Annotated in this window: 14 protein-coding genes; 6 read left to right on the top strand and 8 right to left on the bottom strand. The window is 70.3% G+C overall.

All coding sequences use genetic code 11. From position 1 onward, the window contains the following. Positions 1 to 84 precede the first annotated feature (84 nt). Complete coding sequence (locus AB0B61_RS42745; protein ID WP_358445064.1) at positions 85 to 1,077, bottom strand: LacI family DNA-binding transcriptional regulator; 993 nt, start codon at positions 1,075 to 1,077, stop codon at positions 85 to 87. A gap of 104 nt (positions 1,078 to 1,181) precedes the next feature. Further along, the gene (locus AB0B61_RS42740; protein ID WP_358445061.1) at positions 1,182 to 2,342 is read right to left on the bottom strand and encodes a hypothetical protein; all 1,161 of its coding nucleotides are present in this window, start codon (positions 2,340 to 2,342) and stop codon (positions 1,182 to 1,184) included. 350 nt (positions 2,343 to 2,692) lie between these two features. Here AB0B61_RS42740 and AB0B61_RS42735 point away from each other — a divergent pair, with 350 nt between their 5' ends. The 4 genes from AB0B61_RS42735 (at position 2,693) to AB0B61_RS42720 (ending at position 7,218) form a co-directional block, all read left to right on the top strand. Continuing rightward, positions 2,693 to 3,406, top strand: a complete 714-nt coding sequence (locus AB0B61_RS42735) for a hypothetical protein (protein WP_358445058.1) — start codon at positions 2,693 to 2,695, stop codon at positions 3,404 to 3,406. 39 nt (positions 3,407 to 3,445) lie between these two features. Further along, the gene (locus AB0B61_RS42730) at positions 3,446 to 4,630 is read left to right on the top strand and encodes a thiolase family protein (RefSeq protein ID WP_357940958.1); all 1,185 of its coding nucleotides are present in this window, start codon (positions 3,446 to 3,448) and stop codon (positions 4,628 to 4,630) included. Next, the gene (locus tag AB0B61_RS42725) at positions 4,627 to 6,720 is read left to right on the top strand and encodes a 3-hydroxyacyl-CoA dehydrogenase NAD-binding domain-containing protein (RefSeq protein WP_358445055.1); all 2,094 of its coding nucleotides are present in this window, start codon (positions 4,627 to 4,629) and stop codon (positions 6,718 to 6,720) included. The genes AB0B61_RS42730 and AB0B61_RS42725 overlap by 4 nt, the downstream gene beginning before the upstream one ends. 105 nt (positions 6,721 to 6,825) lie before the next feature. Beyond that, positions 6,826 to 7,218 carry an SSI family serine proteinase inhibitor gene (locus tag AB0B61_RS42720; RefSeq protein WP_358445053.1) on the top strand — a complete coding sequence of 131 codons (393 nt, stop codon included), beginning with the start codon at positions 6,826 to 6,828 and terminating at the stop codon, positions 7,216 to 7,218. 27 nt (positions 7,219 to 7,245) lie between these two features. Here AB0B61_RS42720 and AB0B61_RS42715 read toward each other — a convergent pair whose 3' ends face one another. Together AB0B61_RS42715 and dxs are read right to left on the bottom strand one after the other, a co-directional pair. After that, positions 7,246 to 8,712, bottom strand: a complete 1,467-nt coding sequence (locus tag AB0B61_RS42715; protein ID WP_358445355.1) for an amino acid permease — start codon at positions 8,710 to 8,712, stop codon at positions 7,246 to 7,248. A 135-nt stretch (positions 8,713 to 8,847) separates the two neighbouring features. Then, positions 8,848 to 10,728 carry a 1-deoxy-D-xylulose-5-phosphate synthase gene (gene dxs / locus AB0B61_RS42710; protein ID WP_358445352.1) on the bottom strand — a complete coding sequence of 627 codons (1,881 nt, stop codon included), beginning with the start codon at positions 10,726 to 10,728 and terminating at the stop codon, positions 8,848 to 8,850. Positions 10,729 to 10,885: 157 nt separating this feature from the next. Here dxs and AB0B61_RS42705 point away from each other — a divergent pair, with 157 nt between their 5' ends. Both AB0B61_RS42705 and AB0B61_RS42700 read left to right on the top strand, forming a co-directional pair. Beyond that, entirely contained in the window at positions 10,886 to 11,722 is an 837-nt protein-coding gene (locus AB0B61_RS42705; protein ID WP_358445050.1) for a neutral zinc metallopeptidase, read from the top strand. 111 nt (positions 11,723 to 11,833) lie between these two features. Continuing rightward, positions 11,834 to 12,613 (top strand): neutral zinc metallopeptidase, encoded by a 780-nt coding sequence (locus tag AB0B61_RS42700; protein ID WP_358445047.1) that lies wholly within the window; start codon positions 11,834 to 11,836, stop codon positions 12,611 to 12,613. On the opposite strand, the gene AB0B61_RS42695 is transcribed toward AB0B61_RS42700, so the two are convergent. From AB0B61_RS42695 to AB0B61_RS42680, 4 genes are all read right to left on the bottom strand, one after another. After that, positions 12,610 to 13,815 (bottom strand): ROK family transcriptional regulator, encoded by a 1,206-nt coding sequence (locus AB0B61_RS42695; protein ID WP_358445045.1) that lies wholly within the window; start codon positions 13,813 to 13,815, stop codon positions 12,610 to 12,612. The genes AB0B61_RS42700 and AB0B61_RS42695 overlap by 4 nt on opposite strands. Positions 13,816 to 13,850: 35 nt before the next feature. After that, positions 13,851 to 15,113, bottom strand: a complete 1,263-nt coding sequence (locus AB0B61_RS42690; RefSeq protein WP_358445042.1) for an ABC transporter permease — start codon at positions 15,111 to 15,113, stop codon at positions 13,851 to 13,853. Next, positions 15,110 to 15,862, bottom strand: a complete 753-nt coding sequence (locus AB0B61_RS42685) for an ATP-binding cassette domain-containing protein (RefSeq protein ID WP_358445040.1) — start codon at positions 15,860 to 15,862, stop codon at positions 15,110 to 15,112. Before AB0B61_RS42685 ends, AB0B61_RS42690 begins: the two co-directional genes overlap by 4 nt. 73 nt (positions 15,863 to 15,935) lie before the next feature. Next, the gene (locus tag AB0B61_RS42680; protein ID WP_358445038.1) at positions 15,936 to 17,051 is read right to left on the bottom strand and encodes a substrate-binding domain-containing protein; all 1,116 of its coding nucleotides are present in this window, start codon (positions 17,049 to 17,051) and stop codon (positions 15,936 to 15,938) included. Positions 17,052 to 17,254: the final 203 nt, after the last annotated feature.

Here is a 17,254-nt window from a genome sequence, read left to right as displayed (position 1 = left end):
GCGCTCTGCGGCGCCCCTTCGGATGCGCCACCCGTCCGCGCCTTGTGCGGCGCCTCCCTTCGGAAGCGCCCCCGTACGGCGAGCTCAGCGCAGCGCCCGTACGCTCTCGCGCAGGACCACCTCGCCCGCCACCTGCTCCACCATCGGCTCCTCCCCCGCCGTCAGCGCCAGCTCAAGGGCGCGGGCGCCCATGTCCTGCAGCGGCAGCCGTACCGTGGTCAGCGCGGGCACCTGGTCGCGCAGCGTCGCGATGTCGTCGAAGCCGGCCACCGACACGTCGTCCGGCACCCGGATCCCCCGCTCACGGTAGGCGGCGAGCGCCCCCACGGCCATCACGTCGTTGACGGCGAACACGCACGTCGCGTCCCCGGTCTCCTGAGCCGCCTGATAGCCGCCGTCGCGGTCGAAGCGTCCCTCGATGACGCGTGGCTCCGGCAGGCCGAGCTCGGCCAGCGCCGACACGAACCCGGCGCACCGGTCGCGGGCGGTCATCAGGCGCGGCGGCCCGGCCAGTACGGCGAAGCGGGTGTGGCCCAGCCCGGCCAGCGAGCGGGCCAGGGCGGCGGCGCCCTCGTGGTTGGCGGGCGCGACCGTGTCGACGCCGAGCAGGTCCTGGCCCACGCACGCGGCCCGCCCGCCGCTGGCCCGGTAGCGGTCCAGCTCCCCGCGGAGCCGCTCGGTGACCTCAGGGTCGGCGACGCGGGAGCCGACCAGCAGCACGGCGCGTACGCGCTGGGCGTTGAGCGTCGCCACGTAGGCGATCTCCTGCTCGGGGTCGCGGTGCGTGGTGCCCACCATGACCAGCAGGCCCTCGCCGGCCGCGGCCCGCATCGCGCCGTCGGCCAGCGCCGCGAAGTAGGGGTCGGTCAGGTCGTGGACCACGATGCCGATGACGTTGCTCGCCCCGCGGGCCAGTGTCTGCGCCGCGATGTTGGCGCGGTAGCCCAGCTCGTACGCGGCGCGCTCGACGCGGGCCCGCAGGTCGGCGCCCACCTGGCGGGTGCTGCCGTTGAGCACCCGCGAGGCGGTGGCGAGCGAGACGCCCGCCTGCTTGGCGACGTCTTCCAGCGTGACCACGAGACCTCCCGGAAAGCGGTTTCCCAGTGTGCCAGACCGGCACCTGGGTCCGCATCCTTACACGTCTCGGGGCCGGCCCGACACGAAGTCGCCGCCGAAGGACATCATCCCCACGGGAACAGGATGTCGAACAGGCCCTTCTTGGTCTCCGTCGGGACCGGTGGAGCCACCGTCTGGACTGCCTGCGTAGGCTGGCTGGTCTCCGGGTCCTGCGTCGCCTGCTTCTGGGTCGTGCCGGTGTCCGTGTCCTTGATCGTGCCCTGCGTCGTCCTGGTGGCCCGGGTGCTCGGCTTGGCGGTCGGCTCGCCGATACGCGTGCGGGTGGCCCGCGGCGAGGGGGTACGGCTGGGGCGTACCCGGGCGGCGGTCGGCGACGGGGCGGCGGTGGCCGAGGCGGTCGGCTCCGGGGAGTCCGACTCCGTGGGGTCGGTGGCCTCCTCCGTGTCGCTCGGCTCCGCCTCCGTGGGCGAGGCGGCCGGCGCGCTCACCTGCTCGGCACTGGCGCACTTCCCGCTCTGACATGGGTCGTCGGACGACGTACCGGTCAGCATCCAGCCGGCCCCCGCGCCGAGCACGACGACCGCGACGGCCGCCATGAGCAGCACCTTGGTACGGCGGCGCACCTCCTTGTCGCCCTCGGCCTGGTGACCGCCCCCCTGGGAGCCGTCGGTCCAGCCGGAGCCGAGGAAGCCGCGCTTGGGCTCCGCGGGCTCGTCATCGTCGTAGGAGGACCCGTAGCTCTTGTCGATCGGGAGGTAGGCGTCACTCGGCTGGTCACCGGTGTAAAGCGGCCCGCTCGGCGCGTCACCCGTGTAAAGCGGTCCACTCTGCGCGTCACCCGTGTAGAGCGGCACGCCGGTGTCACCGGTGTAGAGCGGCTCACCCTGCGTGTCACCCGAGTACAGCGGGCCGCTGGGCTGGTCACCGGTGTAGAGCGGCCCGCTGGGCGCGTCGCCGGTGTAGAGCTGGTCGCCGCCCGAGTAGAGCGAGTCCCCGTAGAAGGGCCCGCTGGCCGGGTCACCGGTGTACAGCTCACCCTCGGCGCCCGTCGCGCGGTGCTGGCCCTCGGCCGGCGGGATGTACAGCTCGGGCGCGCCCTTGTCCGGCGGGAGGATGTAGGTCTCGTTGCCCGAGACCACGATGGCCGGCTGCTCGTCGGTGTCGTCCGTGCTCCAGCGCGGGGACAGAACGTCGCCGGTCAGCTCCGGGTTCGCCGACCTGCCCTGCCCATCCTCATATGGCCTGTCGTTCTCGTCGCGCGCCACGATGGAACCTCTCTAATACGAATCTGGACCGCGACCTTTCCTAACAGACTTCTCCACCAGTTGTCCGGAAATTTCACAAGATGCTCATAAATAAGCTGGAGTCACAACTGTCATCTTCCGTTTCAGTGGACCCCCCGTAGGGGTATGTCTGAGGGTTGCCTGCACATGACCACGCACCTGCTCCAGACCTATACGCACGGTAACGGGACGCGGTCCACCTAAAGTCGGAAAAGGCCGCGCATGACGGCGCTGATCTCGGTCAGGACTTGAATTTCGGTCCAATCGAGGGCTCCATCCAAAAGACCGGAATTCAGGGCGCAATCACACGCGGTGACGACATCATGACCCGCATGACCGAGGCTGAACCCCCTCCCGGCGCCCTGGCGCTGACCGGATTGCGCGCGCGGGCGCGCGCCGCGCGCCGGACCGCGATCGTCACGCTCTCCGGCTCGCTCGCGCTGATCGCCTTCTCCCAATCGCTCGCCGAACGGACCCCGGCGAGCCTGCCGCCGGCCGTACTCGCGCTCACGCTCTTCCTCGCCGCGCTGCCCGCGCTGGCGCTCACGCAGACCATCTGGGGCGCGCGCGTGCGGGCCGTGCGCACTCGCGAGCGCGAGTTGTACGCGAGCCCGCCCAGGACACCGCTGCGGACGCTCAGCAGGCTCTCCGTCGGCTGCGGGTGGGCGGTGACGCTGCTGCTCGGCTGTACGCTGCCGCGCCCGTTCCGCGAGTCGGGCCTGTACGGCTTCGCCGACGCGATGAGCCAGGTCACCGAGGCGCTGGCGCTGGCGGGTTCGGCGGCGGGGGTGTGCTTCCTGATCTGGTGGGCACGGGGGGCAGGGGGCAAGCCGGCGTGTGCCGGCCGGCCGGGCGGATCACCTGGCGATCCGTGGGATCCCGACCGGCGCACGCGCCGGCGACGGGGGCCGGTGCTCCACGCCGGCGCGGCCGTGGCGGTCGCGGCCCTGGTCGGGGCCCGCGCCCATCTGTGGGAGCCGTCGACCGTGACCCTCTGCGCGTTGCTGGCGGCCGTCCTCGTCTGCGGCGTGGTTACTGACGAGTAGCATAGGCGCGGTAACTGCCGAGCAACGAGGAGCGAATCCGTGCCTTCCTCTCGTGACGTCGTGTTCGTCGACGGCGTACGCACACCTTTCGGCCGGTCGGGGCCCAAGGGCATGTACGCGGAGACCCGCGCGGACGACCTGGTCGTCCGCGTCATCCGCGAGCTGATCCGGCGCAACCCGGGGCTGCCGCCGGAGCGCGTGGACGAGGTCGCGATCGCCGCGACCACCCAGATCGGCGACCAGGGCCTGACCATCGGCCGCTCGGCGGCGGTGCTGGCCGGGCTGCCCAAGACCGTGCCGGGCTACGCGATCGACCGCATGTGCGCGGGCGCGATGACCGCGGTGACCACGGTCGCGGGCGGCATCGCCTTCGGCGCGTACGACGTGGCGATCGCGGGCGGCGTCGAGCACATGGGCCGCCACCCGATGGGCGAGGGCGTCGACCCGAACCCGAGGTTCCTGTCCGAGCGCCTGGTCGACCCGAGCGCCCTGGTCATGGGCATGACGGCCGAGAACCTGCACGACCGCTTCCCGACGATCACCAAGGACCGCGCCGACGCCTACGCGGTGCTGTCGCAGGAGAAGGTGGCCAAGGCGTACGCCGACGGCCGCATCCAGCCCGATCTGGTCCCCACGGCGATCAGGACGGCCGAGCGGGGCTGGGGCCTGGCGGTCGAGGACGAGGCGCCGCGCCCCGGCACCACGCTGGACGGGCTGGGCGCGCTCAAGACGCCCTTCCGCGCCCACGGCAACGTCACGGCGGGCAACTCCTCGGGCATCAACGACGGCGCCACCGGCTGCGTCGTGGCCGCCGCCGAGACGGCCGCCGAGCTGGGCCTGGCGCCGAAGATGCGGCTGGTCTCCTACGCCTTCGCCGGGGTGGACCCCGAGGTGATGGGCGTGGGCCCGATCCCGTCCACCGAGCGGGCACTCCGCCTGGCAAATCTCGATATTTCCGATATCGGGCTGTTCGAGATCAACGAGGCTTTCGCCGTACAGGTGCTGGCCTTCCTGGAGCACTTCGGCATCGCCGACGACGACCCGCGGGTCAACCCCTACGGCGGCGCGATCGCCTTCGGCCACCCGCTGGCCTCCTCGGGCGTGCGGCTGATGACGCAGCTCGCGCGGCAGTTCGGCGAGCGCCCCGACGTGCGCTACGGCATCACCACCATGTGCGTCGGCATGGGCATGGGCGGCACCGTGATCTGGGAGAACCTGGCATGAGCAACCTCGACACCTGGCGCTCGCTGCTGACCGAGCGCGACACCGGCGAAGTCGTCACCAAGGCCCTGGTTCGCGACGTCGAGCTGCCCGGCGGGGCCGGCACGATGGCGCTCATCACCCTCGACAACGGCTTCGACCACACCAAGCCCAACACCTTCGGCCCGCGCGGGCTGTTCGCGCTGAACGGCGCGCTGTCCGAGATCGCCGCCCGCACCGACCTGGCCGCCGTGGGCGTGACGGGCAAGCCGTTCATCTTCGCGGTCGGCGCCGACCTCAAGGGCGCGGCGACCATGGCCGCGCGCGAGGAGGCGCGGGCCATCGGCGCGCTGGGGCACCACGTGTTCCGCCGTTTGGGCGAGCTGCCGATCCCGTCGTTCGCGTTCGTCAACGGCGCGGCGATGGGCGGCGGCCTGGAGGTGGCCCTCCACTGCACCTACCGGACGATCTCCTCGGGCGTCCCGGCCATCGCGCTGCCCGAGTGCTTCCTCGGGCTGGTGCCGGGCTGGGGCGGTACGCAGCTGCTGCCGCACCTGATCGGCCCGGCCCGCGCGATCAAGCTGATCATCGAGAACCCGCTGTCGCAGAACCGGATGCTCAAGGGCGCCCAGGCGTTCGAGCTGGGCGTCGCCGACGCGATGTTCGAGCCGGCCGACTTCCTGGAGGAGTCGCTGCGCTGGGCCGCCCGGGTGCTCACCGGCGACACCGTCGTGCCGCGCGACTCGCACGCCGACGATGACTGGGACAAGGCGGTCGCCGACGCGCGTTTCCTGGTCGACATGAAGCTGCGCGGCGCCTCCCCCGCGCCCTACCGGGCGCTCGACCTGGTCTCCCTGGCCCGTACGGCCTCGCGCGACGAGGGCTTCGCCGCCGAGGACGAGGCGCTGACCGACCTGCTGATGGGTGACGAGCTGCGCGCCGGGCTCTACGCCTTCGACCTGGTGCAGCGGCGGGCCAAGCGCCCGGCGGGCGCCCCCGACCCCGCGCTGGCCCGCAAGGTGACCAAGGTCGGCGTGGTCGGCGCGGGACTGATGGCCTCGCAGATGGCACTGCTGTTCGCCCGCCGCCTGGAGGTGCCGGTCGTGCTGACCGACCTCGACGAGAGCCGGCTCGGCAAGGGCGTGGGCCACGTGCACGCCGAGGTCGACAAGCTGCTCGCCAAGGGCCGCGTCTCGGCCGACCAGGCCAACCGGCTCAAGGGGCTGGTGACCGGCTCCCTGACCAAGGACGCCTTCGCCGACGCCGACTTCGTCATCGAGGCGGTCTTCGAGGAGATGTCGGTCAAGCGGCAGGTGTTCGCGGAGGTGGAGGCGGTGGTCTCGGCCGACTGCGTGCTCGCGACCAACACCTCCTCGCTGTCGCTGGCCGAGATGGGCGCCGCGCTGGAGCGTCCGGAGCGGCTGGTCGGCTTCCACTTCTTCAACCCGGTCGCGGTGATGCCGCTGCTGGAGATCGTCAAGGCGCCCGCGACCGACGACGCGACGCTGGCCACCGCCTTCGCCGTGGGCCGGACGCTGAAGAAGTCGTCGGTGCTGGTGAAGGACGCTCCGGCGTTCGTGGTGAACCGGCTGCTCACCCGCTTCATGGGCGAGGTGATCGCCGCGGTCGACGAGGGCACGCCGCTGGAGGTCGCCGAGCACTCGCTCGACGACCTCGGGCTGCCGATGACGCCGTTCGCGCTGCTCCAGCTCGTGGGGCCGGCCGTCGGCCTGCACGTGGCCGAGACGCTGCACGCGGCCTTCTCCGAGCGTTTCGGCGTCTCGGCGAACATGGCCAAGCTGGTCGCCTCCGGTAAGCCGGGCGTCTATCTGCCCGACTTCTCGCTCGACCCCGAGGCGGTGGCGCTGTTCGCGGGCGGCTCGGCGCCGTCCACCGCCGCCGAGGTACGGCTGCGCGTGCTGCGGGCCCTGGCCGAGGAGATCCGGATCATGCTGGACGAAGGCGTGGTCGCGGCGGCGCAGGACATCGACCTGTGCATGATCCTCGGCGCGGGCTGGCCGTTCCATCTTGGCGGGATCACCCCGTACCTGGACAGGTCGGGTCTGGCCCAGCCGCGATTCCTCCCGCCCGGCACCGCCTCCGTGCCCGCCTGAGACGGGCCCGCTTGACCGGATCTTGGGAGGCCCGTCCGGCGGGCCTCCCAAGATTTGGCGATCCGTCACGTAGCGTGTTCGCCGCGCTACGAACGGAGAAGATCCATGATGAGAGCAGTCGGCACGATCGCGTTGTGCGCAGCCGCGCTGGCGACGGCGACCCCCGCACTCGCCGAAGCGACTCGCAAGTCGACCCTGAAGATCGTGATCGTGGTGGACGACCTGCCGAAGGGGGCCACCCTCACCTGTGACCCCGACGGCGGCAGCCACCCCACCCCCGCCGCGGCCTGCGACCTGCTGCGGAAGGTCAAGGGCGACCCGAGCAAGCTGAACGTGGTGCCCAATCCGGTGTGTACCGACGAGTACCAGCCGCACACCGTCGTGGTGGTGGGCAAGTGGCGCGGGACGTCGCTGCGATGGACTTACGTCTTCTCCAACTCCTGCCGGATGAAGGCGGCGGGCGGGGCGGTCTTCACCATCAGACCGCCGGCCGCCTGACCGCCGAGGGGTGGGCGCCCCGGGCGCCTACCCCTTCGGGCCGGGCACCTGGACCCGGCTGTGGCGGTAGCCGTAGGCGAAGTAGAGCACGGCACCGATGATCAGCCACACCACGAACCGCAGCCACGTCTCGACCGGCAGGTTGAGCATCAGGTAGAGACAGGCCAGCACCGACAGGATCGGCAGCAGCGGCACCATCGGCGTACGGAAGGCCCGGGGCAGGTCCGGCTGCGTACGACGCAGCACGATCACCCCGGCCGAGACCACCACGAACGCGAAGAGCGTGCCGATGTTCACCAGCTCGGCCAGGGCGCCGAGCGAGATGAACCCGGACAGCACCGTGGTGACCAGCCCGATGATGATCGTCAGCCGGGCCGGCGTACCGAACCTGGGGTGCACCTTCGCCAGCGCGCGCGGCAGCAGCCCGTCGCGGCACATGGCGAACAGCACCCGGCTCTGCCCGAGCATGAGGATCATCACCACGGTGGTCAGGCCGGCGATCGCGCCGATGCTGATCAGCGTGGCCGCCCAGGACTGCCCGACCGCGGTGAAGGCGTCGGCGAGCGGCGCCTTCTCGCTCAGCTTGTCGTAACGCTGCATGCCGACCACGACCAGCGACACCGCCACGTACAGGACGGTGCAGATGGCCAGGGAGCCGATGATGCCGCGCGGCAGGTCGCGCTGCGGCTTGATGGTCTCCTCGGCGGCGGTGGCGACGATGTCGAAGCCGATGAAGGCGAAGAACACGACCGCGGCGGCCGAGAAGATGCCGATCACGCCGAAGGCGACGGGCGTGATGCCGAACAGCACCTGGATCAGCGGCGCCTTCAGCCCCTCGACCCCCGGCGTGGACACCGGCGGCGGGATGAACGGCGAGTAGTTGGCCGCGTTGATGAAGAACAGCCCGGCCACGATGACGAGCAGGATCACCGCCACCTTGATGGTGACGATGACCAGGTTGACCCGCGACGACAGCTTGATCCCGGCGGTCAGGACGCCGGTGAGGATCAGCACGATGACCATCGCGGGCAGGTTGACCACGGGGCTCTCCCCCGCCATCCACGCGGGCAGCTCGAGGCCCAGCGAGGACATCAGCGAGGCGAAGTAGCCCGACCAGCCGACCGCCACCACCGCCCCGGCCAGCGCCATCTCCAGCATCAGGTCCCAGCCGATGACCCAGGCCGGGAACTCGCCCAGCGTGGCCAGCGAGAAGGTGTAGGCGGACCCGGCCACGGGGATCGACGAGGCGAACTCCGCGTAGCACAGCGCCGCCAGACCGCAGACGACGGCGGCCACGACGAAGGAGAGCGCCACCGCCGGACCGGCCGTCTCCTTGGCCACGCGGCCGGTGAGGACGAAGATGCCGGTGCCGACGATGACGCCGATGCCGAAGACGGTGAGGTCGACGGCGGTCAGTCGCTTTCGCAGCCGATGCTCGGGGGCTTCGGTGTCGAGGATCGACTGCTCGACGCTCTTGGTGCGAAAGATGTCCACACCCAGCGTCTTCCCACACCTCTGGGTGATCATGCCTGTCCGGGCGGTGACCAGGGCGATCGGCGCGGTACGGACCGGCACTCGGTCAGCGCGGTACGGACCGGCTCTCGGTCAGCGCGGCGGACCGGCTCTCGGTCAGTGTGGCGCGGACTGGCTCTCGATGGGGCTGCTCCGCTTGGCGATCGCCTCGGTGATCTCGCGAGCCAGATCCTGGCCGGTCAGCCCGATCTGGCCGAGGATCGCGGCCCGCTTGGCATGGTCGAGGAAGCGCTGCGGAATGCCGTAGCCGCGTACGGGCACATCCACGTCGGCGTCGCGCAGCAGGCGCGACACCGCGTCGCCGACGCCGCCCACGCGGCCGTTGTCCTCGACCACCGCGACCAGCTTGTGGGCGCTCGCGGCGGCCACCAGCGCCTCGTCGAGCGGCTTGACCCAGCGCGGGTCGACCACGGTCGCCGAGATGCCCTGCGCGTCGAGCAGGAGGGCGGCGTCCATGCAGATCCGCGTCATCGGGCCGACGCCCACCAGCAGCACGTCGGGCTCGCCCGCGCGCAGCACGTCCATCGTGCCCAGCTTGCCGACGGCCTCGATCGGCTCGGCGACCGGACCCTTGGGGAAGCGCAGCACGGTCGGGCCGTCGGAGACCTCCACGGCCTCGCCGAGCAGCTCGGTCAGCCGCTCGCCGTCACGTGGCACGGCGATCTTCAGGCCGGGGACGACCTGAAGGATCGACAGGTCCCACATGCCGTTGTGGCTGGCGCCGTCGTCGCCGGTGACGCCGGCCCGGTCGAGCACCACGGTGACGGGCAGCCGGTGCAGGGCCACGTCCATGAGCAGCTGGTCGAAGGCCCGGTTGAGGAAGGTCGCGTAGACGGCGACGACCGGGTGCATGCCGCCGAGCGCCAGCCCGGCCGCGCTGGTCAGGGCGTGCTGCTCGGCGATGCCGACGTCGTAGATGCGCTCGGGGTAGGCCTCGGCGAAGGCGGCCAGGCCGGTCGGGTGGAGCATCGCGGCGGTGATGGCGACCAGGTCCTCGCGGTCCTTGCCGAGCCTGACCAGCTCCTCGCTGAACACGTTGGTCCAGATGCGGCCCTTGGGCTTCTCCGCGCCGGTGGCCCGGTCGAAGGCGCCGGGCGAGTGGAACTGGTCCTCGTCGTGGTTTTCCGCCGGTGAGTAGCCGCGGCCCTTCTGGGTGAGGGCGTGCACGATGACCGGGCCGCGGAAGTCGCGGGCCTTGCGCAGCGCCGCCTCCATGGCCTGCTCGTCGTGGCCGTCGATGGGCCCGACGTATTTCAGGCCGAGGTCCTCGAACATGACCTGCGGGGCCAGGACGTCCTTGACGCCCTTCTTGATGCCGTGGAGCGCGTCGTAGAGGACGGGAACGTTCCCGATCTTGTCTTTGACGTATTCGAGCATGTCCTCATAGCGGCGGTTGACCCGCAGCGAGGACAGGTGGGAGGCCAGGCCGCCGATCGTCGGCGAGTAGGAGCGGCCGTTGTCGTTGACGACGATGACCAGCCGCAGGTCCTTGCCCGCCGCGATGTTGTTGAGCGCCTCCCAGGCCATGCCGCCGGTCAGCGCGCCGTCGCCGATCACCGCGATGGCCGTGCGGTCGTGCTCGCCGCGCAGCTTGAACGCCTTGGCCAGGCCGTCGGCGTAGGACAGCGCGGTGGAGGCGTGGGAGTTCTCGACGAAATCGTGCTCGGACTCGGCCTGGCTCGGGTAGCCGGACAGGCCGCCCTCCTGCTTCAGCGCGCCGAAGCCCGCGGCCCGGCCCGTCAACAATTTATGAACATACGCCTGATGGCCGGTGTCCCAGACGATCGGGTCGCCCGGCGAGTCGAAGACGCGGTGCAGCGCGATGGTGAGCTCCACCACACCGAGGTTGGGGCCGAGATGGCCGCCGAACCGGGCGCAGCAGTCGACGAGCAGGTCACGGATCTCCGCCGCTAGCTGCGGCAGCTCCTCTGCATCCAGGCGTTTGACGTCGTGTGGTCCCTTTACCGAGCCCAGCAACCCGCTCACGGATGCGATCCCCTCTGCTCCTGTGCGCCAACCCGATCGAGTCTAGTTCGTGCCTGCCTTGCTGACTCCATCGCGCTCCATAGAGTCAAATCCACCCACATATGTCCGATCTTGACCTAGTCTTTCCCTCACTATGAACACTCTCCCCATGAAGAAGCTGTCGTCCCTTGTGGCCACAGGCGCGGTTATCGCGCTGGCCGGCGCGGGAACGGCGACAGCCGATGTCAAGCCCGTCTCCGCAGGTCAGCAGGTCGTCCAGCAAGCCGCCCAGCAGGCGGCGCCCCCTCGTGGCAAGGCTGCCGCGACGGCCAGCCCGCTGTACCGGACGGGACGGCTCGCCAGCTCCAACTGTTCGCCCGGCAACTTGCCCAAGGGCAGCACGACGGCTTACAAGCGCTTCCTCTCGACCGTGACGAACTGCCTGAACCGCTCCTGGGCCTCCCAGTTCCGCAAGGCCGGCCTCTCCTTCAGCAAGCCGCGGCTGCGCATCATCACCAAGAAGGTCCGCACGCCTTGCGGCCCGTGGAGCGCGGGTGCCGACGGCATCTACTGCTCGACCGACCGCACGATGTACATGCTGATCACCAAGACTCAGCTGCGCCAGCCGTTCGCGCTGGGCATCACCCGGCTGATGGCCCACGAGTACGGCCACCACGTGCAGAACATGTCGGGCATCTGGAACTACTACTGGGCCGCCAGGAACGCCACTGGCAGGTCCGGCCAGCTCGCGCTCTCGCGCCGCTCGGAGCTGCAGGCGGAGTGCTTCTCCTCGGCCTTCATGCGCACGGTCGAGAACACGCTGCCCGTCGACTCGGGTGAGTGGGACTACACCGTCAACTGGTTCCGCAAGAACGGCGCCAAGGGCTGGCCGCAGAACGACCACGGCCGTGGCCCGTCGCAGGCGTACTGGATGAACCGCGGCTACGGCTCGGCGTCCCCCGGCTCCTGCAACACCTGGGCCGCGCCGGCGCGTACCGTCGCCTAGTCCTCCCCGCTCTGATGCGGCCGCGCCCTACGGCGCGGCCGCATTGCGCTTTCCGGACAAAGCACAGGACTCGCGAACAGGGCCCTACCTAGTGGTCTAGTATCCGCGATCGTGCGTATACCCCTTATCGCCGCATCTGTCGGCATGGTCGTGGGTTTGGCCATATCTGGCACGGCCAACGCGGAGACCACGGCCCCGCAGGTCACGCAGACCGCGCCGCCCGCCGTACTGGCCAAGAACAAGATCTATCGGTCCGGCACCCCGTCGCCGCAGTCATGCGCGATCCCCGCGATCCGCAAGGGCAGCGCCGCCTCACTCACGACCTTCCACCGCGCGATGGCCAGGTGCGCCAACACCTTCTGGGCCACCAGGTTCAAGGCCGCCGGGCTGCGTTACAGCCCGCCGAAGATCGCCATCACGACCGGCAGCGGCTCGGTCTGCGGCAAGATCACCAGCAACGGCGCCCAGTACTGCCCGGCGCAGCGGACGATCGCCATCCGGATCATGAAGCGGGACCTGCAGGATCCCTTCCGGATGAACATCGCGCACTCCGTCGCCCACGAGTGGGGCCACCACGTGCAGCAGCTCAGCGGCATGCTGGACGAGCAGAACCGGCTCTACTGGCGAGCCGGAGGCGGCGCGCGCACGATACTCAGCCACCGACTGGAGATGCAGGCCGAATGCTTCGCCGGCGTCTTCTACAGCTCCACGCTCGACTCCATCGACCCGGGCATCACCTGGGACGAGTGGACCGACGCCGTGAGCAGGGCCGGGGAGAGCAAGGTCCACGGCAAGCCGGCCAACCTCGCCTACTGGCAGGACCGCGGCTACAGCGGCGGATCGGCCCGGTACTGCAACACCTGGACCGCGCCGAAGAGCCGGGTCTCCTAGGCGTTGGCCCTGGCCAGCACTTCCAGCGGGTCCGCGAGCACGTGGGCGAAGGCCAGTTCGGCCGCGCCCACGAGCGTCGCGTCGTCGGCCAGGGCCGAGGTGCGCAGCCGCAGCTTCTCCCGCTGCGGCGCCATCGCGTGCAGCGTCAGCCTGGTACGCACCTGAGCGGCCGAGCCGAGATAGATCTCCCGCAGCATCCCGCCGAAGATGACCATCTCCGGGTTGAAGATGTTGACCAGGTTGGCGACGCCCAGGCCGAGCCAGTCGCCGACCTTCTTGAGCGCCTCCTGGGCCACGATGTCGCCCCGGTCGGCGGCGTCGACCACGGCGCGCACCGCGTCCCTGCCGTGCTGCTCGCCGGCCAGCCGGCCGGCGGTCTCCAGCAGGGCCCGCTCCCCCACCTCGGCCTCCAGGCAGCCGTGCGAGCCGCAGCCGCAGGCCCGCCCGCCGGGGTTGACGACCATGTGGCCGACCTCGCCGCCGTAGCCGTCGTGCCCGCCCAGCAGGTGACCGCCCGCGATGATCCCGCCGCCGATGCCGACGTCTCCGTGCAGGTAGATCAGGTCCCTGACGGCGGCGCCGACCCCGCGGCTGTGCTCGGCCAGCGCGGCCAGGTTGGCGTCGTTGCCCACGCTGACCGGCAGGCCCAGGCCCAGCCGGCGGCCCAGCTCCTCGCCGAACGGCACCTCCTCCGTGCCGAGGTTGGGGCCGAACCTGATCATGCCGTCGCCCTTGCGCACCCCGCCGGCGACCGCCGCGGCCGCGCCGACGCAGACCGTGTCGGCCCTGGTCTTACGCCGCATCTGCCGGGCGAAGCCGGCCAGGATCCCGGTCAGCTCCTCCAGCTCGAACGGGCCGCGCAGGCGTACGGCCTCCCTGCGGTCGAGGATCACCCCGCCCAGCCCGACGCGCGCGACGGCCAGCCGGTCCGGGCCCACGTCGAAGGCGAACACGTAGACCCGCGCCGACTCGGGACGCACCACGAGCGAGGGACGGCCCGCGCGGCCGGTCTCGCGCGGCAGCTCCTCGCGCACCAGCCCGGCCGCGGTGAGATCGGAGGTGAGCGCCATGATCGTGCTGCGGTTGAGGCCCATCTTCGACGTCAGCTCGGCGCGTGAGGTCGGCCCGCCCAGATGGACGTGCCGCAACAGGGCGCCGAGGTTGTGACGCCTGATGTCCTCCTGGGAGGGACCGGCACGCATCGTCTGGGCTTCCTTAAAGGGGTGAGAGTCGCTGATCACCTTAGACCAGCGGCTGCCGCCCGCTTGCGCGCCAGAGCGTCGACACCCGCGGCCAGGAGCAGAACGAACCCCGTGACCAGGTATTTCACACTCGCACCGTACCCCATCAGGCCCATGCCGTTCTCGATCACCGCGACCACGGCGCCGCCGAGGATCGCGTCGAGGACGCGCCCCTTCCCGCCGAACAGGCTGGTGCCGCCGATGACCGCGGCGCCGACCGCGTACAGCAGCACGGAGCTGCCGCCGGTGTTCGGGTCGACCGAGCTGGCCCGGGAGGCGGCGACGATGCCGCCGACGGCGGCCATCGCCGAGCAGATCACGAACGCGCTGATCCTGATCCGGTCGACGCCGATGCCGGCTCTGCGGGACGCCTCCGCGTTCCCGCCGACCGCGTAGATGTGCCGGCCGAACGCGGTACGGCGGAGCACGAACGTCCACACGACCAGCAGCACGAGGATCACCGGCACCACGATCGGCACGCCCATGAGCGAGCTGATGGCCGGGTTGCGGGAGCGCTCGAGGTTGAGCACGTAGACGACCACGCCCCCGATGATCGCCAGCGCGCCCACGCGGGCGGCGATCAGCGAGAACGGGTCGGCCACCAGCCCGCGCTTCGCGCGCCGGCCGGCCCTGATGAGCTGGAGGGCGGCGTAGCCCGCCACGCAGGCCACGAAGAGCGCCCAGCCGAGCCAGACCGGCAGGTTCTTGTTGGCGACGGCGACGATGACGGGATCCCGGATCGAGATGTTCGTCCCCTCGTCGACCAGCACCAGGACCAGGCCCTGGAAGGCGAGGAAGGCGGCCAGCGTGACCACGAACGACGGTATGCCCACCTTGGCGACCAGCGTGCCGAGCACGGTGCCGATGACCATGCCGGTGAGGATGGCCGCTCCCACGCAGACGTACCAGGGCAGGCCCATGTTGGTGAGCGTGACCGCGAGCACCGCCGCGCACACGCCGCTGGCGAACCCGGCCGACAGGTCGATCTCGCCGAGCAGCAGCACGAACACCAGGCCCATCGCGATCACCGTGACCGCGGCGCCCTGGGTGAACAGGTTCGCGACGTTGATCGCCGTGAGGAAGGCGGGACGTGCGATGGCGAAGACGGTGCAGAGCACGAGCAGGCCGAGTACGGCCGGCAGCGCGCCCATGTCGCCGCCGCGTACCCGCTCGATGTAGGCGGTGACGCTGTGCCCGATCGACGGCGACTGCTTCGCGGTGACGATCGCCTCGCCGGGGAGTTCCTTGACCTTGTTCATTGCGCGATCCCCAGGTCTCCGCTCCGGCCGGATGTGATCAGTTCGACGACCTGCGCGTGCGTCACGTCGGCGGTCCTGACCTGCGCGGCCATCCTGCCGAGGTAGAGCGCCGCGATCTGGTCGGAGACGGCGAAGACGTCGTTCAGGTTGTGCGAGATGAGGACGACGGCCAGGCCGGTGTCGGCGAGCCGGCGGACCAGCTCCAGCACCTGCGCGGTCTGGGCGACGCCGAGGGCCGCCGTCGGCTCGTCGAGGATGACGACCTTGCTGTTCCACAGGACGGCCTTGGCGATGGCCACCGTCTGGCGCTGACCGCCGGACAGGCTGGACACCTGCTGCCTGATGGACTTCACCGTACGGACGGACAGCCCGTCGAGCGTCTGCGTGGCCAGTTCCTCCATCGACGCCTCGTCGAGCACGAGCCCGCTGCGGCGTTCCCTGCCGAGGAACATGTTCTGGACGATGTCGAGGTTGTCGCAGAGCGCGAGATCCTGGTACACGATCTCGATGCCCAGCTCACCGGCGTCACGCGGGCCGTGCACCTGGACGGGGCGGCCGTCGAAGACGATGTCGCCCCCGTCGATCGGGTAGATGCCGCCGATGCACTTGACCAGCGTCGACTTGCCCGCGCCGTTGTCGCCGACCAGGGCCGTCACCTCGCCGGGGTTGGCGGCGAAGGTGACGTCATGCAGGACCTGGACCGGGCCGAAGCTCTTGTCTATCCCGCGCACTTCGAGCAGGGGGGTCATGAGGCTCCCTTGGGGAGGGGTACGGCCGCCCTCTGTAGGTCGCGGCCGTACCCGGTTCTGCTTTCTTACTTTCCTACTGGATGCCGGCCGAGGTGCACTTGGCGGCGAAGTCGCCGGTGCACAGCTCCTCCTTGGTCACGTAGCCGTCCGCCACGACGTCCTTGACGTTGTCGAGGTAGATCGGCTGCGGGTCGAGCAGCTCGGACGGCACGTCCTGGTTGCTCTGCGGGTCCTTGACGCTGCCGCTCGCCGCGGGCTTCTCACCCTTGGCCAGCGCGACCGCGAGCTTGGCCGCCGCGTCGGCCTCCTTCTTGACGGCCTTGTAGACGGTCATGCACTGGTCGCCGACCAGGATGTTCTGCAGACCCTGGACCGTGGCGTCCTGGCCGGTCACCGGGACCTTGCCGTTGAGGTTGTTCTTCTTCAGCACCGTGATGGCGGCGTTTCCGAGACCGTCGTTGGCGGCCAGCACACCGGCGATCTTCGGCGCGCTGGTCAGCATCTGCTCGAAGATGGTGCCGGCCTGGGCGTTGTCCCAGTCGGGCACGGACTGGTCGGGGCCCTTGACGTAGTCGCCCGAGTCGTACTTGGGCTTGAGGACGCCGTCGTACCCGGCCTTGAAGAGGGTGGCGTTGTTGTCGGTCGGCGAGCCGTTGAGCTCGGCGATGATCGGCTTGCTGGCCTTCTTGTCGGTCAGGCACTTGACCAGGCCCTCGCCCTGCAGGGTGCCGACCTTGGTGTTGTCGAAGCTCACGTAGTAGGCGGCGCCGCCACCCAGCGTCAGCCGGTCGTAGTCGATGGTCGCCACGCCCTGGGACTTGGCCTTGTCGATGACCGTCTTGCCAGTGCCGCTGTCGAGGTTGACGATCATCAGCACGGTGGCGCCGTTGGTGATCATCTGGTCGGCGATGGTCTGGAAGGCCGTCTTGTCGTTCTGGGCGTTCTGGATGTCGTAGGCCACTCCGGCGGCCTTGAACGCCTCTTCCAGGTACTTGCGATCCGCCGTCTCCCAGCGGGCCGAGGACTTGCTGTCGGGCAGGATGACGCCGATCTTGCCGGCCTTCTGCGAGCTCTGCGTGCTCTGCGCGGAAGACGTGGACGAGGTCGGACCGCTGTTGCCCCCGCAGGCGGTGAGACCGAGGGCTAGAACGGCGGCCGCGGCGGTCAGGCTGAGGATCCCCTTGCGCATAGTGCAGGGTCCTTTCTTCCGGAGGGCCCGGATGAATGTTGTTTGCGGCAACGTATTCCGGGACGGCCTGCTTTGGAAGACCTATGAAGGGGGGAGTTTGTTGTTGCGGATAACAATCTAGAAACGCGGCTGACATCGGAGGTTCACCGTACGCGTGCCGCCGGACACCCGAAACGCCGCACCGGCCGGATCCCCCCGGCCGG

It is taken from the genome of Nonomuraea sp. NPDC049158 (assembly GCF_040648335.1).
Taxonomy (GTDB): domain Bacteria; phylum Actinomycetota; class Actinomycetes; order Streptosporangiales; family Streptosporangiaceae; genus Nonomuraea.
Note: the sequence above shows the minus strand (reverse complement) of the source record. Positions and strands in the feature narration are given on the sequence as shown.

Bases quoted from the DNA above. Each gene is read 5' to 3' on its own strand.
- AB0B61_RS42735 (WP_358445058.1), top strand. From the start codon at position 2,693: ATGACCGAGGCTGAACCCCCTCCCGGCGCCCTGGCGCTGACCGGATTG.
- AB0B61_RS42685 (WP_358445040.1), bottom strand. From the start codon at position 15,862: ATGACCCCCCTGCTCGAAGTGCGCGGGATAGACAAGAGCTTCGGCCCG.
- AB0B61_RS42720 (WP_358445053.1), top strand. From the start codon at position 6,826: ATGATGAGAGCAGTCGGCACGATCGCGTTGTGCGCAGCCGCGCTGGCG.
- AB0B61_RS42680 (WP_358445038.1), bottom strand. From the start codon at position 17,051: ATGCGCAAGGGGATCCTCAGCCTGACCGCCGCGGCCGCCGTTCTAGCC.
- AB0B61_RS42690 (WP_358445042.1), bottom strand. From the start codon at position 15,113: ATGAACAAGGTCAAGGAACTCCCCGGCGAGGCGATCGTCACCGCGAAG.
- AB0B61_RS42705 (WP_358445050.1), top strand. From the start codon at position 10,886: ATGAAGAAGCTGTCGTCCCTTGTGGCCACAGGCGCGGTTATCGCGCTG.
- AB0B61_RS42725 (WP_358445055.1), top strand. From the start codon at position 4,627: ATGAGCAACCTCGACACCTGGCGCTCGCTGCTGACCGAGCGCGACACC.
- AB0B61_RS42695 (WP_358445045.1), bottom strand. From the start codon at position 13,815: ATGCGTGCCGGTCCCTCCCAGGAGGACATCAGGCGTCACAACCTCGGC.